This window comes from Paracoccus luteus (genome assembly GCF_004522155.1).
GTDB classification, from domain to species: domain Bacteria; phylum Pseudomonadota; class Alphaproteobacteria; order Rhodobacterales; family Rhodobacteraceae; genus Paracoccus; species Paracoccus luteus.
On sequence record NZ_SDEA01000001.1, the window covers coordinates 205,522 to 229,497 of the forward strand.

The window sequence follows — 23,976 nt, forward strand, 5'->3', positions numbered from 1 at the left end:
CGGCGCCTCCGGCGGGGATATTTCAGCAAGGAAGATGGGGCGGCTTGTGCGACCGGGGGCATGCCAGCCGTCGCCATTCATCGGGGGTGATGGACGGACACGGGGGGCGGCGGACTGGGCGCGCCCCCTCGGCTCTCGCCGAACGGTCAGTCGCGGCCCAGCGGATCCCATCCGCCGGGGGTGCGGCCGGGCGGGGTGTCGTCCTCATCCTCGCCGGGTGCGTCAGGGGTGCCGTCCAGCGCCTCGAAGGCGCGGCGCTGGCGGTCTGTCCAGCGGACGTGCAGGCGCTGGGCGTCGTCGCCGGATTCCTCGCGTTCGACGACGCCCGCCGCGTGCAGCCACGCCCGGCTGCGCCCGGCGTCGTGGGGGACCGTCACCACCGCCTCGCTCCGGGGTTCGTCCAGCACCTCGGCCAGGCGGGCGTCGATGGCGGCGACCAGATCGTCCAGCCCCTCGCCGGTCAGGGCGCTGACGGCCTGCACGTCGGCGCGGCGCGAATCGGTGCGGCGCAGGGCGGCGCGCGTGTCGTCCGACAGCGCGTCGATCTTGTTCCAGACCTCGATCAGGGCCACGTCCTCGTCCACGCCCAGGCTGTCCAGGATGTCGCCGACATCCGCCGCCTGCTCCTCGGTTTCCGGGTGGCTGATGTCGCGGACATGCAGGATCAGGTCGGCCTCCAGCACCTCCTCCAGCGTGGCGCGGAAGGCGGCGACCAGTTCCGTCGGCAGGTCGCTGATGAACCCCACGGTGTCGGACAGGATCACCCGCCGCCCCCGCGCCTCGCCGTCCGCGCCGGGCAGGTTGATCGCCCGCATCGTCGGGTCCAGCGTGGCGAACAGCATGTCCTCGGCCATCACATCCGCCCCGGTCAGGCGGTTGAACAGCGTGGACTTGCCCGCGTTGGTGTAACCGACCAGCGCGACGATGGGATAGGGCACCTTGGCGCGGGCGGCGCGGTGCAGGGTGCGGGTCTTGACCACCCGTTCCAGCTGCCGGCGCAGGCGCACCATCTGGTCGTCGATGGCGCGGCGGTCCGCCTCGAGCTGGGTTTCGCCGGGCCCGCCGACAAAGCCGAAGCCGCCGCGCTGGCGTTCAAGGTGCGTCCAGGCCCGGACCAGCCGCGTGCGCTGCCAGGACAGGGCGGCCAGTTCGACCTGCAGCACGCCTTCGCGCGTGCGCGCCCGGTCGGCGAAGATTTCCAGGATCAGGCCGGTGCGGTCCAGGATCTTGACGTCCCAGTGCTTTTCCAGGTTGCGCTGCTGGACCGGAGTCACGGGACCGTCGATCAGCACCAGCTCGGCGCCGTCGCCATCCGCTGCGGCCGCGATTTCGGCGCCCACCTCGTCCAGCTTGCCCGAGGAAAACAGCATCCCCGGCGAGGGGTTGCGCAGCCGCGCGACGGTCGCGCCCACGACCTCGATCGCGGGCAGGGCGCGGGCCAGCGCCACCGCCTCTTCCAGCGCGAGGTCGGGCGAACGGCGCTGGCCGCGGCGGTCGCCCAGGTCGGGATGGATCACGAACGCGCGGGTCGGGCGCTGCCGCGTCTCGAACGCGTCGGCCAATCAGTCCTCGCCTTCGTAAAGGCTGATGGGCTGGCCGGGCATGATGGTCGAGATCGCGTGCTTGTAGACCAGCTGCGACTGACCGTCCCGGCGCAGCAGGACGCAGAAATTGTCGAACCAGGTGATGACGCCCTGCAGCTTGACGCCGTTGATCAGAAAGATGGTGACCGGCACCTTGGCCTTGCGGACATGGTTCAGAAACGCATCCTGAAGGTTCTGCTTGTCACCAGCCATGCGGCGCGCCCTTTTTGTTGTTCTTGGCAGACCGTTCACATTTAGGTCAGCGTTTTCGGCCTTGCAAGCGGCGCTGCAACCGGCGGCTGCACGGTGTTTCCCGTTCGCAACAAGCCGCTTGCGGGGCGCCGGAACGCCAGGCGCGGCCGACGTGACCGGCACGGCGGTTGTATCCCGGCCGCCGGGGGGCCGGGGCGGACAGGCTGCGATGCGCGACCCGCGCCGTCCGGTCCGGGCCGCGGGCTTTCCGACCCTTCCCAACCCGTGCCCGCGCGCCTATGAACCCGTCCATCCGAGGAGAGCCAGATGAGCGACACCGTCCCCCCCCAGCCCGGCATCATGCAGATCGCGCTGTACGAGGCGGGCACCTCGCATCTGGCGGGGCGCACCGACGCGCTCAAGCTCAGCTCGAACGAGAACCCGTTCGGCCCGTCGCAAAAGGCGCGCGACGCCGTGGCCCGGGCGGTCCACCAGATGCACCGCTATCCGCCCACCGACCACGCGGCCCTGCGCCAGGCCATCGCCGAGGTGCACGGGCTGGACCCCGACCGCATCATCTGCGGCGTGGGATCGGACGAGATCATCCATTTCCTGTGCCAGGCCTATGCCGGTCCGGGAACCGAGGTGCTGTTCACGGAACACGGCTTCCTGATGTATCGCATCAGCGCGATGGCTGCGGGCGCGGCCCCGGTGGCGGTGCGCGAGCGTGAGCGCACGACCGACATCGACGCGCTGATCGCGGGGGCCACCCCCGCCACGCGGCTGATCTTTGTCGCCAATCCCAACAACCCCACCGGCACGATGGTGGCGCTGGACGAGCTGGAACGGCTGGCCCGCGCGGTGCCGCAGGCGATCCTGGTGATCGACGCGGCCTATTCGGAATATGTCAGCGGCGACTATGACGGCGGGGCGGAACTGGCGGCGCGGCTGCCCAATGTCGTGATGACGCGGACGTTCTCCAAGATCTATGGGCTGGGCGGGTTGCGCGTGGGCTGGGCCTACGGGCCGCGCGCCATCATCGACGTGCTGAACCGCATCCGCGGCCCGTTCAACCTGTCCGGCCCGGCGCTGGACGGGGCCGAGGCCGCCGTCCGCGACCGCGCCCATGTGGATCACTCGCGCGCCGAGAACGCCCGGCTGCGCGGCTGGCTGGCGGCGGCGTTGGCGGAACGGGGGGTGCCGTCGGACACGTCCTGCGCGAACTTCGTGCTGGCGCGCTTTGCCGACGCGGCCACGGCCGAGGCGTGCGACGCCGCGCTGCGCGACGCGGGCATCATCGTGCGCCGCGTGGCCGGATACGGCCTGCCGCACTGCCTGCGCATCACCATCGGCGACGAGGCGTCTTGCCGCCGCGTCGCCCATGTCATCGGCCAGTTCATGGCCGAGCGCGCGCGGGGCGCGGCGCTATGACCGGTGCGATGACGCCGCCGGACGCGCCGGCTATCGTTCCGTTCCAGCGCGTGGCGCTGATCGGGCTGGGGCTGATCGCCGGGTCGATGGCCCACGCGATGCGGCAGGGCGGCCTTGCCCACCACGTCGCGGGCCACGCCCTGTCGGCCGAGACGCGCGCCATCGCCCTGCAGATCGGGCTGGTGGACAGCGTCCACGACAGCGCCGCCAAGGCGGTCGCCGGCGCCGATCTGGTCGTGCTGGCGGTGCCGGTCGGCGCGATGGCCGAGGTCGCGGCCGCCATCGCGCCGCATCTGGAACCGGGCGCGATCCTGACCGACGTGGGGTCGGTCAAGCAGGCGGTGATCGACGCGGTCGGGCCGCATGTGCCCGCGGGCGTCCATTTCATCCCCGGTCACCCGCTGGCGGGGACGGAACATTCCGGCCCCCGGTCAGGGTTCGCCACCCTGTTCCAGAACCGCTGGTGGCTGCTGACGCCCTTGCCCGACAGCGACCCGGCGGCGGTCGGGCGTCTGTCGGCGCTGGTCCGCGCGATGGGCGCCAGCGTCGAGACGATGGACGCGCCGCACCACGATCTGGTGCTGGCGGTCACCAGCCATGTGCCGCACCTGATCGCCTATACGATGGTGGGCGTGGCCGACCATCTGCGCCGCGTCACGGAATCCGAGGTGATCCGCTATTCCGCCGCCGGTTTCCGCGACTTCACCCGGATTGCCGCGTCCGATCCGACGATGTGGCGCGACGTGTTCCTGCACAACAAGGACGCGACGCTGGACATCCTGGGCCGCTTTGCCGAGGAGCTGTTCGTCCTGCAGCGCGCCATCCGCATGGGCGACGGCGAGCATCTGCACAAGTATTTCACCGGCACCCGCGCGATCCGGCGCGGCATCATCGAGGCCGGGCAGGACACCGCCGCCCCCGATTTCGGCCGGGCGCCGGCGGCGCGCACGACCGATGCGGGGACGAGCGATGCGGGAGCGGGCGGCGCGGGGAAGGGAAGCGCAACGACGGGCGGCGCGGCGATGACCGATGCGGGGACGGCCGGCGCGGGGTCAGCCGGCTGACAGCACCGGCGCCCGGCCCAGCGGCAGCGGGCCAAGGAACATCTTGCCATCCCGGAAGACGAGGGGCAGGCGCATCTCGCCCGCGGCCGCCGGGGCGGGCGGCGTGACGCCCGCGGGCAGGGCGACCTCGGCCGCGGCGGCGGTGGCCAGCGCGGCGTTCGCCAGCGCGACGGCGGGACCGGGGATCAGGCCCAGATCGGCGGCAAGGCCCAGCAGGGCGGGCGCGTCGGCGGTATAGAGGAAGACCGCGCCTTCCGGGCGGCCGTCGGCGGCGATCGCCAGATGCCCGCCCAGCCGCAGCGACAGATCGCCCAGCCGCAGCGAGACGCCGTCGCTGGACAGCCCCCGCAGGGTTGGCCCCGCGCCCTGCCGGACCGCGCCCGCAACCAGCGGCCCGGTCAGGAACAGCCGCGCCGTCCCCTCGGCCGACAGCGGACCCATATCCGCCAGCGCGGCGGCGGCGGGCGTCGGAAGCACACCAAGCGCCAGCCCCGCCAGCGTGCCGCCCACGTCGTAGGCGGCCGCCGCGCCGGCCGGGGCGGCGGCGCCCATCGGGGTCATGCGCGCGGCGACCTGCACGCCCTGGGCCAGTGGCGCGCCGTCCAGCGTCACCGTGCCGCTTTCCAGCGCCGCCAGCCCCACGGCCATGCCGCTGGTGGGCACCACGCGCAGCGTCAGCACCGCGTCCTGCGCCGTGACCTGCCGCGGCGCGCCCGCGACCGGCAGCGTCATCTGCGCGGGCAGGCTGGCGTGAAACTGCGTGGGCGAGGTCGGCGCGGCCCACAGATCCAGCGCCGGCAGGCTGGCCGTGCCCTGCGGGGTCTGCACCGCGACGTCGGTGAACGCCAGCCCGACCCGGCGCAGTTCCCGCAGCGGCGCGACCGCGGCCGCGTCGATGCGGGGGTCGGCCTCGATCCGCTGGGCCGCCTTGCGGGCCAGCCAGCTTTCGCCGCCGATCCATGCGGCCGCGAGGACGCACACCAGCAGGATCACGATCAGCAACAGTATCCGCATTCGTCTCTCCGCGCCTCTTGGCAGGATGGGCGCGCCAGCCGTAACCTGCGCCCCGGCGAAAGGACAGGGGATGGACGCGGGACGTTGGGTGTTTGGCTATGGCTCGCTGATGTGGGCGCCGGATTTCCCGGTGGCCGAGCGGGTGATCGCGCAGGCCGAAGGCTGGCGGCGCAGCTTTTGCCTGCGGTCCATCCGCCACCGCGGGACCGAGGCCCGCCCGGGGCTGGTGCTGGGGCTGGACGCCGATCCGGGCCGCGTCTGCACCGGCGTCGCGCTGCGCGTGGACGAGGCGATCTGGCCCGAGGTCGTGGCGGGGCTGCGCGCGCGCGAGTTGGTGACCGAGGCCTATGCCGAGGCGATGCTGCCGCTGGCGCTGGCCGACGGCCGCCGGGTGCAGGCGCTGGGCTATGTGATGCGGACCGAACACTGGCAATATGCCGGCGGCCTCAGCCCCGCGGAACAGGCCGCGATCATCGCCGGGGCGCGGGGCGGACGTGGGCCGAACGCGGAATATCTCTACAACACCGTCGCGCATCTGGCCGAGATGGGGATCCCCGATCCCGCGCTGGAGCGGCTGGCCGCGCAGGTCCGGGCGATCAAGGGGGGCGCCGCCTAGCGCGGATCCAGCAGCGTGTATTCGTCGGCGAACCGGCCGAGATAATCCAGCATTGCCCCCGAGGCGCGCCACTGGCGCAGCAGCACCCGCGCCAGCCGCCGCCGGTCGGGCCAGTGCCGCGCGGCAAGGTCCGGCGCGTCCGACACGTCCGCGTAAAGGCTGCGCCAGCGCATCGGCACGATGCCCGCCGACCGCGCCAGCCACGGCTTTTCCGGCCCGATGAAATGGACAAGGCACGGGTCCGCCATCGCCGTCAGATGCGCCGAGGCCCAGGTGAACTGCCAGTTCCACAGCGGGCTGATCTCGGTCCAGTCGCCGTGCAGCACGCCGTTGACCAGCGCCTGATCGCGCCCCAGCCCCGCCAGATGCTGGCGCGCGAAGGCCGCGCAGCGGGCGGGCATGTCCTGCGCGGCCCACGCATCCGTGTCGATCATCACCACGCCCGCGTTGAAATAGGGCGCGGCGGGCCAACCCAGCGCCTTGAACTCGGGCGCCTTCTTGCGCGGCTGGCGCCACTGGCGGTTGTCGCGCACGGCGGCGACCGCGCGCCCGCGCATGTCGGCCGCCATCAGCCGCCCGGGATCGCCGCGCTCGAACAGGATGTCGGCGTCCAGCACCAGGATGCGCCGCCAGCGGCCCGCCAGCGCGCGGGCCAGGAAGATCTCCATATAGGTCGCGACTGACCGCCGGGCGTCGGTCGGCAGCGCCTCGATCAGCGCCTCGTCCCGCGCCGCCACATGGCCGATGCCCGCCGCGCGCAGGTCGGCGGGCAGGTCCAGCGGTTCCGGCCCGCCGATCAGCACGTCGAAGTCGCGGCCCGGCGCGGCCGCAAACTGCCGCGCGACCACCCCCGCATAGGGCAGGTAATTCGCATCGCAGGCGACGATCACCGCCCGGTCCGAGGTCTGGGCAAAGCCGGGGGTCATCGCAACGGCCATTTCGGCGCCATTGCGGGCAGGGTGAGGGTCATGTGCTTCTGATCATCCGCGCGCGTGTCACGGGGAACATTGGGCCATTCTGAAGGCGGATAACAGCCCTACCGCAGCCTTGTGCCGAGCGGGCGTCATTTGGCTGATTGTTCCCATCGGCGGCCAGCACAGGCACCGGCAGGACAGGGCGCACGGGTCACTTGCCCCGCCCGAACGGCCCTCCATCGGATGCGCACGGCGGCGTCAGCCCACCGGGGCGGGTCCGGTCGAGGCGCGCACGACCAGTTCGGGGTCAAGGACCGCGACGTCCGGGACCGGCCTGCCGGCGATGCGATCGACAAGGAACTGCGCGGCGCGGCGGCCCAGGTCGCGCTTGGGCTGGCGGATCGTGGTCAGGGGCGTCGGCAGATGGGCCACCCACTCGATCCCGTCAAAGCCCACGACCGACACCTCGGCGGGGACGCCGACGCCCGCGCGGGCCAGTTCGCCCATGAAGCCCGCCGCCATCTCGTCGCTGAAGGCGACGATGCCGGTCGGCCGGTCGGCCGCGGGCTGCGCCAGCCAGCAGCGCGCCGCCTTTGCCCCCGCCGCCAGCGAGAAATCGCCCGCATAGCCCGGCGGCAAGACCCCCAGCGCCCGCGCGATGCCCGCGCAGCGGGCGCGGTGCAGGACGTTGTCGGCCGGCCCGCCGATCCAGCCGATGCGGCCGTGGCCAAGGCCGGACAGGTGGCGCACCGCCAGTTCGGTGCCGCGCGCGTTGTCCAGCACGACGCGGGGCAGGTCCGCGCCCTCGATCCATTCGCAGGCCATGACAAGGGGCGGCGCGCCGGGCAGGGCGGCCAGATCCCCGGCCGTGACCTGCCCGTCCAGAAGGACGATCCCGTCGGCGCGCGACGGGTCCAGGAACCGCGCAAGCGCCCGGTGGCGCCCGCCCTCCTCGGTCGTGTCGCCGACCAGCAGGTCATAGCCGGCGCGGCCGAACTCGGCCCCCATGCCGGCCAGGATCTTGGCAAAGAACGGGTTTCCCAGGTTCGGGACCAGCGCCACCACCGCCCCTGTGCGCTGCTTGCGCAGGTTCCGCGCCGCCAGGTTCACGCGATAGCCGGTGGCCGCGACCGCCGCGCGCACCTGCTCGCGGGTGGCGGTGGACACCATTTCGGGGCGCGACAGCACGCGGCTGACGGTCGCCACCGAAACCCCCGCGTGCCGTGCCACGTCGGCCAGCCGCGCCGGGCCGCCGGACTGCGGAGCGGCCAGCGTGGCGGGGGGCGCGTCGTCGATCATGCGCGACGCTAGCCCCGCCGCGCGCAGGGGCGCAACCGCTGACTGCAGCGCCGCGATTTCCTTGTTGCAATCGTTTGCATGATCGGCTGTTCTGACCGCGGGGAGAGGGGACGGGCATGAAGACGATCAAGGGCCCCGGACTGTTTCTGGCGCAGTTCGCGTCGGACAGCGCGCCGTTCCACGACTGGAACGCGATCACCGCCTGGGCGGCTTCGGTGGGCTATGCGGGGGTGCAGGTGCCCTCGGGCGATGCGCGGCTGTTCGATCTGGACCGGGCGGTCGCGTCGCAGACATATCGCGACGAGTTCCTGGGCGTCGCGGCGCGGAACGGCATCGCCGTGACCGAGCTTTCGGCCCATCTGCAAGGGCAGCTGGTCGCCGTCCATCCCGCCTATGACGCCGGTTTCGACGCGTTTGCGCCGCCCGCCCTGCGCGGCAATCCCGCCGCGCGGCAGGAATGGGCCGTGGATCAGGTCGGCAAGACCATCCGCGCCAGCCGCCTGCTGGGTCTGGATGCGATGGCGACGTTCTCGGGGGCGCTGGCGTGGCCCTATCTGTATCCGTGGCCGCAGCGGGCGCCCGGGCTGGTCGATGCCGCGTTCGACACGCTTGCTGCGCGCTGGCGGCCGCTGCTGGATCTGGCCGACGAACACGGCGTCGATGTCTGCTATGAGATACACCCCGGCGAGGATCTGCACGACGGCGTCACCTTCGAGATGTTCCTGGACCGCGTGGACCAGCACCCGCGCGCGAACATGCTGTATGATCCGTCGCACTATGTCCTGCAGCAGCTTGATTATCTTGCAAACATCGACATCTATCACGACCGCATCCGCATGTTCCACGTCAAGGACGCCGAGTTCCGCCCGACCGGGCGGCAGGGCGTCTATGGCGGCTATCAGCCGTGGGCGGACCGGGCCGGGCGGTTCCGCAGCCCGGGCGACGGGCAGGTCGATTTTGCGCAGGTGTTTTCCAAGCTGGCGCAATATGACTTTGGCGGCTGGGCGGTCGTCGAATGGGAATGCGCGCTGAAGCATCCCGAGGATGGGGCCCGCGAAGGGGCCGCCTTCGTGCGCCGCCACATCATCCGCACGACGCCCCATGCCTTCGACGATTTCGCCGCGCAGGCGACCGATCCCGCCGCCATCCGGCGCGCGCTGGGGCTGGCATGACCGCGCCCATCCCCCTTGGCATGGTCGGCGGCGGCGAGGGCGCGTTCATCGGCGCCGTCCACCGCATCGCCGCGCGGATGGACGGGCAGTTCCGGCTGGTCGCCGGGGCGCTGTCGTCGGACGCGGACCGGGCGGCCGCGTCGGCGCAGGCGCTGGGGCTGGATCGCAGCTATGACGATTTCCGCCAGATGGCGCGGGCCGAGGCCGGGCGCCCGGACGGCATCCGCGCCGTGTCCATCGTGACCCCGAACCATCTGCACGCGCCCGCGGCGGTGGCCTTTCTTGACGCCGGCATTCACGTCATCTGCGACAAGCCGCTGGCCGCGACGCCGGATCAGGCGCGCCAGATCGCCGATGCGGCGGCGCGCAGCACGGCGCGGTTCTTCCTGACCCACAACTATTGCGCCCTGCCGATGGTGCGCGAGGCCCGCGCCATCGTGGCCGAGGGCGGCATCGGCGATCTGCGGCTGGTGCAGGCCGAATACCTTCAGGGCTGGCTGTCGGGCGACGTGCGCAGCAAGCAGGCCGACTGGCGCACCGATCCTGCGCAGGCCGGCGCGGGCGCCATCGGCGACATCGGCACCCACGCCTGGCAGCTTGCCGCCTTTGTCACCGGCCAGACCCCGGTCGCCGTGTCGGCGGAACTGTCCAGCATGGTGCCGGGCCGCCGGGTCGATGACGACGTGCGCGCCAGCCTGCGCTATGCCAGTGGTGCGCGGGGCGGGCTGTGGGCCAGCCAGGTCGCGACGGGGCGCGAGAACGGGCTGTCGCTGCGCGTCTTCGGCACCGCGGGCGCGCTTGACTGGCGGCTGGATGACGCCGAGCGGCTGCTGCACACCCCGACTGGCCAGCCGCCGCGCATCCTGACGCGGGCGCAGGATCGTTCGGGGTCGTTCCGCACCCCGCCGGGCCATCCCGAGGGGTATCTGGAAGGCTTCGCCAACCTCTATGCCGACATTGCCGCGGTGATCCGGGGCGACAATGGCCCGCTGTCGCGCCTGCCGGGGCTGGCGGACGGGCTGTCGGGGATGGGCTTCATCGCGGCGGCGCAGGAATCGTCAGCGCGCGACGGCGCGTGGGTCGAGGTGCGCCCATGACCCCGGTGCTGGCGCTGCAATCGGTGACGAAACGCTTTGGCCCCGTCGAGGTGCTGCACGGCGTCGATCTGGCGCTGAACGCGGCCGAGGTCCACGCCCTGATCGGCGAGAACGGCGCGGGCAAGTCCACGATCATGAAGATCCTGGGCGGCTATCTGGCGCCGACGACGGGGCAGGTGCTGCTGGACGGCCGCCCCGCCGCCTTTCGCAGCGGCCCCGAGGCCGAGGCGGCGGGGGTGGTGGTGATCCATCAGGAGTTCAACCTGGTTCCCGACCTGACGGTCGCGGGCAACATCTTCCTTGGGCGCGAGTTGACGCGCGGCCCGCGCCTTGACCACGCGGCGATGCGGGCGCGGGCGGGCGAGTTGCTGGCCCGGCTGGACACGGCGATCCGCCCCGATGCCCGCATCCGCGACCTGTCGGTGCCCGACCGCCAGATGGTCGAGATCGCCAAGGCCCTGTCGCGGAACGCCCGCGTCCTGATCATGGACGAACCGTCGGCCGCGCTGACCCACCGCGAGGTCGATGCGCTTTACGCGCAGGTGGACCGGCTGCGGGCCGAGGGCGTGGCGCTGATGTTCTGCTCGCACCGGCTGGACGAGGTCGCGCGGCTGGCCGACCGCATCACCGTGCTGCGCGACGGGGCGGTCGTGCGCCGCGCGCGGCGGGGCGAGCTGTCCGAGGATGCGATGGCAACCGCAATGGTCGGGCGCGAGCTGAGGGACGTCTTTCCCGCCAAGGACACCGCCTCAGCCGAGGAGCTGCTGCGCGTCGATGCGCTGTCGGTGCCCGGCGTCGTCCACGACGCCAGCCTGACCCTGCGGCGCGGCGAGGTGCTGGGCATTGCCGGGCTGGTCGGATCGGGGCGCACGGAACTGGCCGAGGCCATCGCCGGGCTGCGCCCCGCCACCGGCCGCATCAGCGTCGCCGGGCGCGAGACGCGGGTCCGCACCCCGCGCGACGCCGCCGCCGCCGGCATCGCCTATCTGACCGAGGACCGGAAAGAGGCCGGGCTGCTGCTGGACAAGCCCCTGGCCGAGAATCTGACCCTGTCGGCGCTGGACCGGCTGGGCTTTCGCATCGACCGCGCCAACGAATCCCGGCTGATGGCGCAGGCCACGCGCGATTTCGACATCCGCGCCGCCTCGGCCGGGATGCCCGCCGGCGCGCTGTCGGGCGGCAACCAGCAAAAGCTGCTGCTGGCCAAGACCATGCTGCCCGAACCCCGGATCGTCCTGATCGACGAGCCGACGCGCGGCATCGACGTGGGCACCAAGCAGCAGATCTATCATTTCGTCCGGGCGCTGGCGCGGGATGGCAAGGGGGTGATCGTGATCTCGTCCGAATTGCCCGAGGTGATGGGCCTTGCCGACCGCGTGCTGGTCATGCGGCAGGGCCGCGTCGCGGGCGAGGTCGCGGGCGACGCCATCACCGAGGAAGCGGTCGTCCGCCTTGCGATGGGCCTTGGCGCCCGGATGGAGCCTGCATGAAACGTCTGGACCTGCATCTTCTGGGGCCGCTGATCGCGCTGGTCGGGCTGTTCATCCTGGGCGCGTTGCTGAACCCGGCCTTTCTGGCGCCCGCAAACCTGTCGAACGTGCTGGCGCGCTCGGCCTTCATCGGGCTGATCGCGGTGGGCATGACCTTTGTGATCACGCAAGGCGGGCTGGACCTTTCGGTCGGTTCGATGGCGGCATTCCTTGCGGGCATCGCGATCATGGCGATGAACGCGCTGGCCCCGATCACCGGGGCGAACTGGGGCACGATCCTGCTGGGCATGGCGGTCGCGCTGGGCGGCGGCGTGCTGGCCGGATACGTCAACGGCGCGCTGGTCACCAAGGCCCGGATCGAGGCATTCATCGTCACGCTGGGCACGATGGGCATCTTTCGCAGCCTGGTCACGTGGCTGGCGGACGGCGGCACGCTCAGCCTCGATTCCGGGCTGCGGACGCTGTATCGCCCGGTCTATTTCGGCGGCATCGGCTGGATCACCTGGCCGATCATCGTGTTCGCCATCGTCGCCCTGCTGGGCGAATGGACCATGCGCCACACCCGCTTTGGCCGCCACGTCGAGGCGATCGGGTCGAACGACCGCGTCGCCCGCTATTCGGCGGTGGACGTGGAACGGGTGCGGCTGCTGACCTATGTGCTGCTGGGCGCGCTGGTCGGGCTGGCGACCATCCTTTACGTTCCGCGGCTGGGTTCCGCATCCGGGTCCACCGGCGTGTTGTGGGAGCTTGAGGCCATCGCCGCCGTCATCATCGGCGGCACCGCGCTGAAGGGCGGGCGCGGCCGGGTCTGGGGCACCGTGGTCGGCGTCCTGATCCTGTCCTTGATCGACAACATCCTGAATCTGACGGACCTGGTCAGCCCGTATCTGAACGGTGCGATCCAGGGCGTCATCATCGTGCTTGCTGTCGTCCTGCAGCGAGAGAAACGCACCGCCGACGAGCGGTGATGGGGGAGGAAGAAGAATGAAACGTCGCAATCTGCTGAAACTGCCGCTGGCCGCCGCGGCGCTGTCGCTGGCGACCGGCGCGGCACTGGCGCAGGACGCCGACAAGACCGTGATCGGCGTGTCGATCCCGTCGGCCACCCACGGGTTCATGGGCGGGCTGAACTGGCACGCGCAGGACACGATCAAGCGGCTGGGCGAGGTCTATCCGCAGGTCGAGTTCGTGCTGGCGACCGCCGGCGACGCGGCCAAGCAGGTCAGCGACATCGAGGACATGATGGCCACCCGCAACATCGACGGGCTGGTCGTGCTGCCGTTCGAATCCGAGCCGCTGACCGACCCGGTCAAGCAGGTCAAGGCGGCGGGCAAGTTCGTGACCGTCGTGGACCGCGGCCTGTCCGAGGAGGGGATCGAGGACCTGTATGTCGCGGGCGACAACACCGCCTTTGGCCGGGTCGCGGGCGAATATTTCCGCGACAACCTGGGCGCGGGCGCCAAGATCGTCGTGCTGCGCGGCATCCCGACCACGCTGGACAACGAGCGGGTCGAGGCGTTCCAGGCGGCGCTGCAGGGGTCCGACAAGGAAATCCTGGACATGCAGCACGGCAACTGGAACCGCGACGACGCCTTCAAGGTCATGCAGGACTATCTGGCCAAGTATCCGCAGATCGACGCCGTCTGGGCGGCCGACGACGACATGGCGGTGGGCGTTCTGGAAGCCATCGCGCAGGCCGGGCGCGAGGACCAGATGGTCGTCGTCGGCGGCGCGGGGATGAAGGACATCGTCAAGCGGATCATGGACCGCGACCCGCAGCTGCCGGTGAACGTGACCTATCCGCCGGCGCTGATCTCCTCGGCCATCGAGATGACGGCGCTGCATTTCGTGTCGAACGCGCCGATGGCGGGGCGCTATATCATCGGCAGCCAGCTGATCACCCCCGAGAACGCGGAAGCCTTCTATTTCCCCGACAGCCCGTTCTGATCCGGGACCGCCGCGCGGGACGGGCGCCCCCCACGCGGGGGCGCCTTTTCGTTGGCTTTGCGTTGCCCGGACTTTGCGGTAAAACGCCCCTGACGCCGTTGTGCGGGCAAGTCGCCTCGCATGACAGCAGCCGAACGTCCCTGCCAGCAGGAGCCGCCGCCCCGTGTCCAGCAGCCTTGCCCCGGTTCCCCGCACGCGGCCCACGCGGATCGTGCTGGGCCTTGGCGTCCTGCTGATGGCGGCGGCTCTGGGGCTGGGGGCGCGGGCGGCGTTCCGGCACAGCTATGAGACCGGCTTCGGCCGGGCCGAGACGGCGCTGCGCCTGACCGTCCACGCGCTCGAGGCCGATCTGGCGCGATACGAGGTCGTCCCGCAGCTTGTCGCCGACCTGGACATGGTCCAGCGGCTGCTGGCGAACCCCGGCAACCCCGCGCTGCGCACGGCGACGAACGTCTGGCTGCTGGACCAGAGCGATGCGGTGCAGGCGTCCGACATCTATGTCATCCTGCCCGACGGCGAGACCATCGCCGCGTCGAACTATCGCAAGGGCGCGGGCAGCTTTGTCGGCCAGAACTTCAGCTATCGCCCCTATTTCACCGAGGCGATGGCCGGGACCGAGGGGCGGTTCTATGGCGTCGGCACCACCTCGGGGGTGCGGGGCTATTACTTCTCGGCCCCGGTGCTGGACGGGGGCGGGCGCATCCTGGGCGTGGTCGCGGTCAAGGTCGGGGTGGACCGCATCGAACAATCGTGGCGCGGTGGCGAATACGGCTTTCTGGTCACCGACCCGGAAGGGCGGGTGTTCCTGTCGTCCGAACCCGGCTGGCTTTACAGCAGCCTGGACACGCCGACGCAGGAACGGCTGGCCCGCACCCTTGCGACCCGCCGCTATGCCGATGCGGAATTGGGCGAGCTGCCGCTGGAACGCCGCCGCGAACTGGGGCTGCCGGTGTTCAGAGTGGCGTCCGGCGACGCGCATCGCGACTATCTGGCGGCATCATACGGAATGGCGGGCGCGGGCTGGACGGTCCACGTCCTGCTGGACACGGCGGGCCTGCGGGCCGAGGCGTGGCGGATCGTCGGCTCGCTGGTGCTGCTGATGTGCGCGGCGGCCTTTGGCGGGCTGTTCGTGATTCAGCGCCGTGCGCGGGTGGCCGAACGGCTGGCGATGCAGCGATACGCCACCGCCGAGCTGGAACGCCGGGTCGAGGCCCGCACCGCCGATCTGGCCCGCGTCAACAGCCAGCTGGGCCAGGAGATCGCCGAGCGTCGCGCGACCGAGCGCGAGTTGCGCGCCGCCCAGGCCAGCCTGGTGCAGGTCGGCAAGCTTGCGGCGCTGGGGCAGATGTCGGCGTCGCTGTCGCACGAGATCAACCAGCCGCTGGCCGCCGCCCGCAACTATGCCGACAGCGCCGCCATCCTGATCGAGCGCGGCGACATCGCGCGGGCACGGGACAACATCGCCCAGATCCTGTCGCTGGTCGACCGCATGGCAGCCATCGGCAAGCATCTGCGCCACGCCGCGCGCCAGCCCGAAGACCAGCTGGGCGCGGTGGCGCTGGCCTCGATCCTGCCCGAGGCGCAGACCATCGTGGCGCAGCGGCTGGCGACAAGCGGGGCGGTGCTGGAACTGGACGTGCCGCCCGACCTGCCGCCGGTCAGGGCCGGGGCCACCCGGTTGCAGCAGATACTGGTGAACCTGATCAGCAACGCCGCCGACGCGGTCGAGGGGCTGCCAGACCGGCGCATCACCCTGTCGGCGCGCGCGGACGCGGGCAAGGTGACGCTGCGCGTCCGCGACCGGGGGCCGGGCGTGCCCCCCGCCATCGCCGAGCGCATCTTCGACCCGTTCTTCACCACCAAGGGCATGGGCGCGGGGCTGGGGCTGGGACTTTCCATCACCGCCAACATCGTGCGCGACTTCGGCGGCACCATCGCCTGTCGCGATGCCGGGCCGGGGGCCGAGTTCCGCGTGACCCTGCCTGCCGCGGACCCCGCGCAGGCCGCCGCATGACCGGCCTTTCCGACGACGCCCCGCGCGTGCTGCTGGTCGACGACGACCGCCAGATGCGCCAGTCCACCGCGCAGGCGCTTGAGCTGGCGGGCTTTGCCGTCGAGGCGCTGGCGTCGGCCGAGGAGGCGCTGGCGCTGGCAGGCCCCGGCTTTGCGGGCGCGGTGGTCAGCGACATCCGCATGCCCGGCATCGACGGCATGACCCTGCTGGGCCGCCTGCACGAGGTCGACCCCGAGATCCCGGTGATCCTGGTGACCGGCCACGCCGAGGTCTCGCTTGCGGTCGAGGCGATCCGCAAGGGCGCCTATGATTTCATCGAGAAACCCTTTGTCGTCCAGGAACTTGCGCAGGTGATCCGCCGTGCCGTCGAACATCGCGCGCTGGTGCTGGACAACCGCCGCCTGCGCGCGGTCGCAGGCAAGCGCGACGACGTCGAGGCGCGGCTGCCCGGCCGCACGCAGGTCATGGTGGATCTGCGCTATCGCCTGCGGGCGATCGGGGCGTCTGACGCCGACACGCTGATCATCGGCCCCACGGGCGCGGGGAAAGAGGTGGTGGCGCGCACGCTGCACGACATCTCGGGCCGCGCCAGCCGGCCGTTCATCGCCATCAACTGCGCGGCGCTGCCGGAATCGCTGATCGAAAGCGAACTGTTCGGCCACGAGGCGGGCGCGTTCCCCGGCGCGCTGCGCCCGCGTTTCGGCAAGTTCGAACACGCGCGCGGCGGGACGGTGCTGCTGGACGAGATCGGCTCGATGCCGCTGGAACTGCAGGCCAAGCTGCTGCGGGTGCTGCAGGACCGCGTCATCACCCGGCTGGGGTCGAACGACCCCGTGGCGCTGGATGTGCGGTTCATCGCCATCAGCAAGGTCGATCTGGCCGGGCTGGTCGCGCGCGGCCAGTTCCGCGAGGATCTGTTCTGGCGGATGAACGTGGCGGTGCTGCACGTGCCCCCGCTGTCGGCGCGGCGCGAGGATGTCGCGCTGCTGTTCCTGCAGCTGGTGCGCGAGGCCGCCGCCCGCCACAAGCGGCCCGAACGCGCCGCCCCGCCCGGCTATCTGTCCGAGCTGGCCGCGCAGGACTGGCCCGGCAACGTGCGCGAGCTGCGCAACCTTGCGGAACGCTTTGTGCTGGGGCTGGAAAACCCCGGCGCGGGCGAAGGGCAGGGCGCGCGGCTGGCCGACCGGGTCGCGGCGTTTGAACGCGGGCTGATCGCGGGCGCCATCGGCGACCACGGCGGCAGGCTGCGCGCGGTCTATGAAACGCTGGGGATCTCGCGCAAGACGCTTTACGAGAAGATGCAGAAATACGGGCTGGACCGCAGGCTGATCGTCGAGCCGGGCGACAGGGACGGCGGCTGATGGACCTTGGGTGGATTTCCACCCATCTGCGCGGGCCGATGTTCCCGCATCCACCCAACATCCGCGCCGCGCCGAACGTCTGGCGCGTGGCGCGGCCATATTTCCTTTGCCTCAAGGCGGCGGATCGCCACAGTCACGCGCAGGGGCGGTGCAGGAGGAGTGCCGCCACCCTTGCCAGATTCGGAGGAGACATGGCTATTTCCCGACTGCTCGGGGCGCTTTGCGCCGCGACGATGCTGACCGCGCCTGCATTCGCGCAGGCATACCCCGAACGCGCGATCACGATGGTCGTCCCGTTCTCGGCCGGCGGGCCGACCGACACCGTGGCGCGGCTGGTGGCCGAACGCATGTCCGCGGACCTGGGCCAGCAGATCACCGTGGAAAACATCGGCGGCGCGGGCGGCACGCTGGGCGCGGGCAACGTCGCCAAGGCCGAGGCCGACGGCTATACGATGCTGCTGCACCACATCGGCATGGCGACCGCGGAAACGCTGTATCGCAACCTTGCCTATGAGACGCTGGACGCCTTTGAATACGTCGGCCTGGTGACCGAGGTGCCGATGGTCGTGACCGCGCGGCAGGACTTTGAACCCGCCGACTTCGCGGCGTTCGTCGACTATGTCAAAGCCAACGCCGACAAGCTGACGCTGGCGAACGCGGGCATCGGGGCGGCGTCGCATCTGTGCGGGATGCTGCTGATGCAGGCGCTGGAAGCGCCGCTGGTCACCGTCCCCTACAAGGGCACGGGGCCTGCGATGACCGACCTTCTGGGCGGTCAGGTCGATATCATGTGCGACCAGACGACCAACACCACCCAGCAGATCAAGGGCGGCACGATCAAGGCCTATGCCGTGACCTCGCCCGAGCGGCTGGACCTGTTCCCCGACCTGCCCACCGCGAAAGAGGCCGGCGTGGACACGATGCAGTTCGGCATCTGGCACGGCATCTATACCCCCAAGGGCACGCCGGCCGAGATCAACCAGCGCCTGTCGGAATCGCTGCAGAAGGCGCTGGCGGACGAGGGCGTGGCCAAGGCGATGGCCGAACTGGGCACCGCGCCGGAACCGGCCGAGAACGCCACCCCCGAGGCGCTGAAGGTCAAGCTGGAAACCGAGATCCTGCGCTGGAAGCCGGTGATCGAGGCCGCGGGCGTCTACGCCGACTGACCGGCATCCCCGCTGCCCGGCCGGGCAGCGGGGCCACACCAAGCGGAGGGCACGCATGTCCACGAAACCCAAGGACAACACCGACCTGATCGCCGGGGTCTTCCTGATGGCCACGGGGCTGTTCTTCGGCTGGCAGGCGCTGGGGCTGGAACTGGGCACCTCGCTGCGGATGGGGCCGGGCTATTTCCCGCTGGTGCTGTCGGGGCTGCTGGTCCTGATCGGGCTGCTGGTCCTGCTCAAGGCCTTCGGGCGCGAGGACGAGCCGTTCGGCCTGATCGCCTGGCGCGGCATCATGTTCATCCTGCCCGCGCCGGTCTTCTTCGGCCTGACCGTGCGTGGGCTGGGCTTTGTGCCGGCGCTGTTCGTCACGACGCTGATCGCGTCGCAGGCGTCGATGCGGATGCGGCCGCTGCCGGCGCTGGGGCTGGCCGTCGCCGTCACGATCCTGGCCACGCTTGTGTTCAGCTATGGGCTTGGCCTGCCGTTCCGCCGCTTTGGCCCGTGGCTGCCGTTCTGAGGGGATGACATGGACCTGCTGAGCAATCTTGCACTGGGCTTCAGCGTTGCCTCGTCGCTGGCCAACCTGCTGTTCTGCCTGATCGGGGTCATCCTTGGCACGCTGATCGGCGTGCTGCCGGGGATCGGGGCGACGGCGACCATCGCCATGCTGCTGCCGATCACGTTCCAGCTGGAACCGGTCAGCTCGCTGATCATGCTGGCGGGCATCTATTACGGCGCGCAATACGGCGGCTCGACCACCGCGATCCTGATCAACATGCCGGGCGAAAGCTCGTCGGCGGTGACGGCCATCGACGGCTATCAGATGGCGCGCAAGGGCAAGGCCGGCACGGCGCTTGCCACCGCCGCCATCGGGTCGTTCTTCGCCGGGACGGTCGCGACGTTCCTGGTGGCGATCTTCGCCCCGCCGCTGACGACGATCGCGCTGAAGTTCGGCGCGGCCGAGTATTTCAGCCTGATGGTCATGGGGCTGGTGATGTCGGTCGCGCTGGCCCACGGGTCGGTGCTGAAGGCGCTGGGCATGGTCGTGTTGGGTCTGCTGCTGGGGCTGGTCGGCACCGACATCTATACCGGCGCGCCGCGCTTCACGATGGGGATCACCCAGTATGCCGACGGGCTGAACTTTGTCGCGGTGGCGGTCGGCGTCTTCGGCATCGCGGAAATCCTGCGCAACCTGGAAGACGAACACGACCGGCAGGTGATGACGAAGAACATCAACCGCCTGTTCCCCACGCGCGAGGAATTGCGCGGGATGGTCGGCCCGATCCTGCGCGGCACGGGTATCGGGTCGGTCCTTGGCATCCTGCCGGGCGGCGGCGCGATCCTGGCCAGCTTTGCGTCCTATACCGTGGAAAAAAAGCTGTCGCGGCACCCCGAGGAGTTCGGCAAGGGCGCGCTGGCGGGCGTCGCGGGGCCGGAAAGCGCCAACAACGCAGGCGCGCAGACCAGCTTTATTCCGCTGCTGACGCTGGGCATCCCGGCCAACCCGGTCATGGCGCTGATGATCGGCGCGATGATCATCCAGGGCATCGTGCCCGGCCCGAACGTCGTGACCGAGCAGCCGGCCCTGTTCTGGGGCATCGTCGCCAGCATGTGGATCGGCAACCTGATGCTGGTCGTGCTGAACCTGCCGCTGATCGGGCTGTGGGTGAAACTGCTGACCGTGCCCTATTACGTGCTGTTCCCGATCATCATGGCGATGTGTTCGATCGGGGTCTATTCCGTCGCCTCGAACCCCTATGATCTGTTCGCCGTCGCGTTCTTCGGGCTGCTTGGCTATGTCCTGTCCAAGCTGCGCTGCGAACCCGCGCCGCTGCTGCTGGGCTTTGTCCTCGGCCCCCTGCTGGAGGAGAACCTGCGCCGCGCGATGATCCTGTCGCGGGGCGATCCGACCACCTTCGTGACCCGGCCCATCAGCCTGGGGCTGCTGATCGCATCGCTGGCCGTGCTGGCGCTGGTGTTCCTGCCGCAGATCCGCAAGCGCCGGGACGAGGTCTTCACCGAAAGCGACGCCTGACAACCGGGCGGCGGGCCGCGCCGTCCGACGATACGGAAAACCACAGGGAGGATACCGATGACGACGACCCTTACCCGCCGCGTCCTGCTGGCCTCGGCGCTGAGCCTTGGCCTTGCCGGCGCCGCCGCGGCCCAGTTTCCCGAACGCGCGGTTACGCTGGTGATCCCCTTTGCCGCCGGCGGGTCCACCGACGTGGTGGGCCGCATCGTGGCCGAGCGGATGTCCCAGGAACTGGGCCAGCAGGTCGTGGTGCAGAACGTGGGCGGGGCGGGCGGCAGCCTTGGCGCGCAGCAGGTCGCCAAGGCCGACGCCGACGGCTATACGATCCTGATGGGGACGGTCGCGACCCACGCGCTGAACCCGCTGATCCTCAAGCAAAAGCCCTATGACCCGGTTGCCGATTTCGCGCCCGTGTCGCTGCTGGTGCTGGTGCCGAACGTGCTGGCGGTGAACCCGGAACTGCCGGTCAACACCGTGCAGGAACTGATCGACCTGGCCAAGACCGACCCGCTGGCCTATGCGTCGTCCGGGAACGGCACGCCGCTGCACCTGTCGGGCGAGCTGTTCAAGTCGATGGCGGGCGTGGACATCACGCATATCCCCTACAAGGGGTCGGGTCCGGCGCTGACGGACGTGCTGGGCAATCAGGTGCCGATCATCTTCGACAACCTGCCCTCGGCCTCCAGCCACATTTCCAGCGGCAAGCTGCGGGCGCTGGGCGTGACCACGACGGAACGCGCGCCGTCCTTCCCGGACGTGCCCGCCATCGCCGAGACGCTGCCCGGCTATGAGACCTATAGCTGGAACGCGCTGTTTGCCCCCGCCGGCACCCCGCCCGAGGCGATCGAGGCGCTGGCCGCCGCCGCCAAGGCCGCGATGGCCGACCCCGCCGTCGCCGGGCGCATGGCCGAGTTCTCGGCCACCATCGTCGCCTCGACCCCCGAGGAACTGGCCGCCCATGTCACGGCCGAGATGGAGAAATGGGCGCCGGTCGTGAAGGACGCGAACGTCAGCCTGGATTGACCGCTGCGGGGCGCGCCCGGCCCTTGCGGACGCCAACCCGATGCCGCGCGGCCACCCCGCGCGGCATCTGCGTTTCGGCAGCGGCAGTCGGGGCGCGCCCCCCCCCACCACACGGCGACGGACCCGGACGCCCCATTGCGCGTTGCCCTTCGGGTTTGGCGCACTTGACGCACGGGGGCTGCGGAACGATGGCGGACACGGTCGCGGATTTCATCTGGCAACGGCTGCACGACTGGGGCGCGCGGCGGGTCTATGGTTATCCCGGCGACGGCATCGGCGGGCTGATCGGCGCGCTGCACCGCATGGACAAGGCCGCAAAGGACGACGCCGACGCGCCCCGCATCCAGTTCGTGCAGGTCCGGCACGAGGAAATGGCGGGCCTGTGCGCAACCGCCCATGCCAAGTTCACCGGCGAGGTCGGGCTGTGCATCGCCACATCGGGGCCGGGCGCGGTGCATCTGCTGAACGGGCTTTACGACGCCAAGGGCGATCACATGCCCGTCGTGGCGCTGGTCGGCCAGCAGGCGCGTACGGCGATGGGGTCGCATTACCAGCAGGATCTGGACCTGCAGTCGCTGTTCAAGGACGTCGCGGGCGCGTTCGTGGCCACCGCCACCGTGCCCCAGCAGGTGCCGCATCTGATCGACCGGGCCTGGCGGATCGCGCAGGCGGAACGGCGGGTCTGCTGCGTGATCCTGCCCAACGATCTGCAGACCCTGCCGATGGAACAGCCCGCGCGGGCGCATGGCGCGACCTTCTCGGGCGTGGGGCTGGCGCGGACGCGGCCGGTCCCCGAACCCGACGCGCTGGCGGCGGCGGCGGTGCTGAACGCGGGCGAACGCGTGGCGATGCTGGTCGGCGCGGGCGCGCTGGACGCCAGCGACGAGGTGGGGCAGGTCGCCGACATCCTTGGTGCGGGCGTGGCCAAGGCGCTGCTGGGCAAGACCGTGCTGCCCGACGACCTTCCGTGGGTCACGGGGTCGATGGGCCTGCTGGGCACCCCCGCCAGCGACGCGCTGATGCGGGGCTGCGACACGCTGCTGTGGGTCGGCTCGGGGTTTCCCTATGCCGAGTTCCTGCCCAGGCCGGGCACCGCGCGGGGCGTCCAGATCGACCGCGACGCCGCCATGCTGGGCCTGCGCTATCCGATGGAGGTGAACCTGCTGGGCGACGCCGCCGCCACCCTGCGCGCGCTGGTCCCGCTGCTGGAACGCAAGCAGGACCGCGGCTGGCGAACCAAGGTCGAGGAGGAGGTTGCGAAGTCGCGCGAGGCGCTGGCGGGCGCGGCCGCGACCGAGGCCGAGCCGATCAACCCCCAGCGCATCACCCGCGAGCTGACCCCGCGCCTGCCCGATGGCGCCATCGTCACCGCCGACAGCGGCACGACGACCGTCTGGTGGGCGCGCGACCTGGACCTGCGCGCGGGGATGAAGGGGTCGTGTTCCGGCACGCTGGCCACGATGGGCTGCGCCGTCCCCTATGCCATCGCCGCCAAGTTCGCCCATCCCGACCGGGCGGTGATCGCGCTGGCGGGGGACGGCGCGATGCAGATGAACGGCATGTCCGAACTGATCACCATCGCGCGTTACTGGCGGCAATGGGCCGACCCGCGGCTGGTTGTCATGGCGCTGAACAACCGCGAGCTGGCCTTCGTCACATGGGAGGAGCGGGTCCAGATCGGCGATCCGAAATGGCCCGCAAGCCAGACGCTGCCCGACATCCCCTATGCCGACGTCGCGCGGCTGATGGGGCTGGGCGGCCGCCGCGTGGAACGCCCCGAGGACATCGGCCCCGCCTGGGACGAGGCGCTGGCCGCCGACCGGCCGTTCGTGCTGGACATCCTGGGCGATCCGAACGTCGCGCCCTTGCCGCCGCACATCACGATGAAACAGGCGCGGGCGTTCGCGCAGGCGCTGTGGCAGGGCGAACCGGGGCCGGGCGCCGCCATCGCGGGCGCGGCGAAACAGGTCATCGGCCGCATCCTGCCGGAAGGCTGACCGGCACACCGTCAACAATCGAGGTCATGATGTTCCAGCTTGAGACGCCACTGTTCGAACTGATCCTGCGGGGCGCGTTCCTTTACCTGCTGTTCCTGGTCCTGTTCCGCATCCTGCCGCGCCGCACGGCCAGCGAGATGGCGTCGATGGACCTGGTGTTCCTGCTGCTGATCACCGAGGCGGCGTCGCACGCGCTGGGGGATTTCTCGTCGCTGACGGGCGGAACGGTGCAGATCATGACGATGGTGGTCCTGAACTGGGGGATCAACAAGCTGTCGTTCCACTTTCGCTGGATCGAGCGGCTGGCCGAACACCGTCCGCTGGTCGTCATCCGCGACGGCAAGACCATCCCCGAGCATCTGCGGCGCGAGTCGCTGACCGCCGAGGAACTGGACAGCAACCTGCGGATGGAGGGGCTTGAGCGCGTCGATCAGGTCAAGATCGCGCATCTGGAAAGCGACGGCCGGCTGAGCGTCATCAAGGCCGACCCGCAGGACGACGAGGGCGGACCGCCGTCGAAGCTGGCCACCTGAGGGCGGGCCGCGGAAGCTGGTCACGTCA

At 70.8% G+C, this 23,976-nt stretch carries 21 protein-coding genes; 16 read left to right on the forward strand and 5 right to left on the reverse strand.

Annotated features, from left to right (window positions below; genetic code table 11):
• Positions 1-146 precede the first annotated feature (146 nt).
• Both hflX and hfq read right to left on the reverse strand, forming a co-directional pair.
• Complete coding sequence (gene hflX, locus EPA64_RS00980; protein ID WP_134724372.1) at positions 147-1,562, reverse strand: GTPase HflX; 1,416 nt, start codon at positions 1,560-1,562, stop codon at positions 147-149.
• Entirely contained in the window at positions 1,563-1,796 is a 234-nt protein-coding gene (hfq, locus tag EPA64_RS00985) for an RNA chaperone Hfq (protein WP_020949330.1), read from the reverse strand.
• A gap of 306 nt (positions 1,797-2,102) precedes the next feature.
• On the opposite strand from hfq, the gene hisC reads away from it, so the two are divergent.
• Together hisC and EPA64_RS00995 are read left to right on the forward strand one after the other, a co-directional pair.
• Positions 2,103-3,206, forward strand: a complete 1,104-nt coding sequence (hisC, locus tag EPA64_RS00990) for a histidinol-phosphate transaminase (RefSeq protein WP_134724373.1) — start codon at positions 2,103-2,105, stop codon at positions 3,204-3,206.
• Positions 3,203-4,270 carry a prephenate/arogenate dehydrogenase family protein gene (locus EPA64_RS00995; protein ID WP_425467003.1) on the forward strand — a complete coding sequence of 356 codons (1,068 nt, stop codon included), beginning with the start codon at positions 3,203-3,205 and terminating at the stop codon, positions 4,268-4,270. Before hisC ends, EPA64_RS00995 begins: the two co-directional genes overlap by 4 nt.
• Here the strand turns inward: EPA64_RS00995 and EPA64_RS01000 are convergent.
• Positions 4,259-5,284 (reverse strand): DUF2125 domain-containing protein, encoded by a 1,026-nt coding sequence (locus tag EPA64_RS01000; protein WP_134724374.1) that lies wholly within the window; start codon positions 5,282-5,284, stop codon positions 4,259-4,261. The two genes, EPA64_RS00995 and EPA64_RS01000, sit on opposite strands and share 12 nt — an antisense overlap.
• 70 nt (positions 5,285-5,354) lie before the next feature.
• Here EPA64_RS01000 and EPA64_RS01005 point away from each other — a divergent pair, with 70 nt between their 5' ends.
• The gene (locus tag EPA64_RS01005) at positions 5,355-5,900 is read left to right on the forward strand and encodes a gamma-glutamylcyclotransferase (protein ID WP_134724375.1); all 546 of its coding nucleotides are present in this window, start codon (positions 5,355-5,357) and stop codon (positions 5,898-5,900) included.
• On the opposite strand, the gene EPA64_RS01010 is transcribed toward EPA64_RS01005, so the two are convergent.
• The gene (locus EPA64_RS01010; protein ID WP_134724376.1) at positions 5,897-6,838 is read right to left on the reverse strand and encodes a glycosyltransferase family 8 protein; all 942 of its coding nucleotides are present in this window, start codon (positions 6,836-6,838) and stop codon (positions 5,897-5,899) included. The genes EPA64_RS01005 and EPA64_RS01010 overlap by 4 nt on opposite strands.
• Before the next feature lie 234 nt (positions 6,839-7,072).
• A complete protein-coding gene (locus tag EPA64_RS01015) occupies positions 7,073-8,113 on the reverse strand; it encodes a LacI family DNA-binding transcriptional regulator (protein ID WP_134724377.1) in 1,041 nt (346 codons plus the stop codon).
• 116 nt (positions 8,114-8,229) lie between these two features.
• Between EPA64_RS01015 and EPA64_RS01020 the strand changes: the two genes are divergently transcribed.
• The 13 genes from EPA64_RS01020 to EPA64_RS01080 all read left to right on the forward strand — a co-directional run bounded on the left by EPA64_RS01020 (position 8,230) and on the right by EPA64_RS01080 (position 23,948).
• The gene (locus tag EPA64_RS01020; protein ID WP_134724378.1) at positions 8,230-9,285 is read left to right on the forward strand and encodes a sugar phosphate isomerase/epimerase family protein; all 1,056 of its coding nucleotides are present in this window, start codon (positions 8,230-8,232) and stop codon (positions 9,283-9,285) included.
• Positions 9,282-10,382, forward strand: a complete 1,101-nt coding sequence (locus EPA64_RS01025; protein ID WP_246026547.1) for a Gfo/Idh/MocA family protein — start codon at positions 9,282-9,284, stop codon at positions 10,380-10,382. The genes EPA64_RS01020 and EPA64_RS01025 overlap by 4 nt, the downstream gene beginning before the upstream one ends.
• Positions 10,379-11,872 carry a sugar ABC transporter ATP-binding protein gene (locus EPA64_RS01030; RefSeq protein WP_134724379.1) on the forward strand — a complete coding sequence of 498 codons (1,494 nt, stop codon included), beginning with the start codon at positions 10,379-10,381 and terminating at the stop codon, positions 11,870-11,872. Before EPA64_RS01025 ends, EPA64_RS01030 begins: the two co-directional genes overlap by 4 nt.
• Positions 11,869-12,840 carry an ABC transporter permease gene (locus tag EPA64_RS01035; protein WP_134724380.1) on the forward strand — a complete coding sequence of 324 codons (972 nt, stop codon included), beginning with the start codon at positions 11,869-11,871 and terminating at the stop codon, positions 12,838-12,840. The genes EPA64_RS01030 and EPA64_RS01035 overlap by 4 nt, the downstream gene beginning before the upstream one ends.
• 16 nt (positions 12,841-12,856) lie before the next feature.
• Positions 12,857-13,819 (forward strand): ABC transporter substrate-binding protein, encoded by a 963-nt coding sequence (locus EPA64_RS01040; protein ID WP_134724381.1) that lies wholly within the window; start codon positions 12,857-12,859, stop codon positions 13,817-13,819.
• 163 nt (positions 13,820-13,982) lie between these two features.
• Entirely contained in the window at positions 13,983-15,833 is a 1,851-nt protein-coding gene (locus EPA64_RS01045; protein ID WP_246026548.1) for a sensor histidine kinase, read from the forward strand.
• Entirely contained in the window at positions 15,830-17,194 is a 1,365-nt protein-coding gene (locus EPA64_RS01050) for a sigma-54-dependent transcriptional regulator (protein WP_134724382.1), read from the forward strand. Before EPA64_RS01045 ends, EPA64_RS01050 begins: the two co-directional genes overlap by 4 nt.
• A gap of 191 nt (positions 17,195-17,385) precedes the next feature.
• Positions 17,386-18,360: a tripartite tricarboxylate transporter substrate-binding protein gene (locus tag EPA64_RS01055; RefSeq protein ID WP_134724383.1), complete on the forward strand. Its 975-nt coding sequence runs from the start codon at positions 17,386-17,388 to the stop codon at positions 18,358-18,360.
• 55 nt (positions 18,361-18,415) lie between these two features.
• Positions 18,416-18,877: a tripartite tricarboxylate transporter TctB family protein gene (locus EPA64_RS01060; RefSeq protein ID WP_134724384.1), complete on the forward strand. Its 462-nt coding sequence runs from the start codon at positions 18,416-18,418 to the stop codon at positions 18,875-18,877.
• 9 nt (positions 18,878-18,886) lie between these two features.
• Positions 18,887-20,395: a tripartite tricarboxylate transporter permease gene (locus EPA64_RS01065; protein WP_134724385.1), complete on the forward strand. Its 1,509-nt coding sequence runs from the start codon at positions 18,887-18,889 to the stop codon at positions 20,393-20,395.
• A 57-nt stretch (positions 20,396-20,452) separates the two neighbouring features.
• A complete protein-coding gene (locus EPA64_RS01070; protein ID WP_134724386.1) occupies positions 20,453-21,418 on the forward strand; it encodes a Bug family tripartite tricarboxylate transporter substrate binding protein in 966 nt (321 codons plus the stop codon).
• 188 nt (positions 21,419-21,606) lie between these two features.
• Entirely contained in the window at positions 21,607-23,415 is a 1,809-nt protein-coding gene (locus EPA64_RS01075) for a thiamine pyrophosphate-requiring protein (RefSeq protein ID WP_134724387.1), read from the forward strand.
• A gap of 26 nt (positions 23,416-23,441) precedes the next feature.
• Positions 23,442-23,948: a DUF421 domain-containing protein gene (locus tag EPA64_RS01080; RefSeq protein ID WP_134724388.1), complete on the forward strand. Its 507-nt coding sequence runs from the start codon at positions 23,442-23,444 to the stop codon at positions 23,946-23,948.
• Positions 23,949-23,976: the final 28 nt, after the last annotated feature.

Excerpts from the sequence above, each read along its gene's own strand:
- EPA64_RS01065 (WP_134724385.1), top strand. The coding sequence starts at position 18,887 with ATGGACCTGCTGAGCAATCTTGCACTGGGCTTCAGCGTTGCCTCGTCG.
- EPA64_RS01080 (WP_134724388.1), top strand. The coding sequence starts at position 23,442 with ATGATGTTCCAGCTTGAGACGCCACTGTTCGAACTGATCCTGCGGGGC.
- EPA64_RS01030 (WP_134724379.1), top strand. The coding sequence starts at position 10,379 with ATGACCCCGGTGCTGGCGCTGCAATCGGTGACGAAACGCTTTGGCCCC.
- EPA64_RS01050 (WP_134724382.1), top strand. The coding sequence starts at position 15,830 with ATGACCGGCCTTTCCGACGACGCCCCGCGCGTGCTGCTGGTCGACGAC.
- EPA64_RS01020 (WP_134724378.1), top strand. The coding sequence starts at position 8,230 with ATGAAGACGATCAAGGGCCCCGGACTGTTTCTGGCGCAGTTCGCGTCG.
- EPA64_RS00995 (WP_425467003.1), top strand. The coding sequence starts at position 3,203 with ATGACCGGTGCGATGACGCCGCCGGACGCGCCGGCTATCGTTCCGTTC.
- EPA64_RS01075 (WP_134724387.1), top strand. The coding sequence starts at position 21,607 with ATGGCGGACACGGTCGCGGATTTCATCTGGCAACGGCTGCACGACTGG.
- EPA64_RS01070 (WP_134724386.1), top strand. The coding sequence starts at position 20,453 with ATGACGACGACCCTTACCCGCCGCGTCCTGCTGGCCTCGGCGCTGAGC.
- EPA64_RS01025 (WP_246026547.1), top strand. The coding sequence starts at position 9,282 with ATGACCGCGCCCATCCCCCTTGGCATGGTCGGCGGCGGCGAGGGCGCG.
- EPA64_RS01040 (WP_134724381.1), top strand. The coding sequence starts at position 12,857 with ATGAAACGTCGCAATCTGCTGAAACTGCCGCTGGCCGCCGCGGCGCTG.
- EPA64_RS01035 (WP_134724380.1), top strand. The coding sequence starts at position 11,869 with ATGAAACGTCTGGACCTGCATCTTCTGGGGCCGCTGATCGCGCTGGTC.
- EPA64_RS01060 (WP_134724384.1), top strand. The coding sequence starts at position 18,416 with ATGTCCACGAAACCCAAGGACAACACCGACCTGATCGCCGGGGTCTTC.
- hfq (WP_020949330.1), bottom strand. The coding sequence starts at position 1,796 with ATGGCTGGTGACAAGCAGAACCTTCAGGATGCGTTTCTGAACCATGTC.
- EPA64_RS01015 (WP_134724377.1), bottom strand. The coding sequence starts at position 8,113 with ATGATCGACGACGCGCCCCCCGCCACGCTGGCCGCTCCGCAGTCCGGC.
- EPA64_RS01005 (WP_134724375.1), top strand. The coding sequence starts at position 5,355 with ATGGACGCGGGACGTTGGGTGTTTGGCTATGGCTCGCTGATGTGGGCG.
- hisC (WP_134724373.1), top strand. The coding sequence starts at position 2,103 with ATGAGCGACACCGTCCCCCCCCAGCCCGGCATCATGCAGATCGCGCTG.
- EPA64_RS01055 (WP_134724383.1), top strand. The coding sequence starts at position 17,386 with ATGGCTATTTCCCGACTGCTCGGGGCGCTTTGCGCCGCGACGATGCTG.
- EPA64_RS01000 (WP_134724374.1), bottom strand. The coding sequence starts at position 5,284 with ATGCGGATACTGTTGCTGATCGTGATCCTGCTGGTGTGCGTCCTCGCG.
- EPA64_RS01010 (WP_134724376.1), bottom strand. The coding sequence starts at position 6,838 with ATGGCCGTTGCGATGACCCCCGGCTTTGCCCAGACCTCGGACCGGGCG.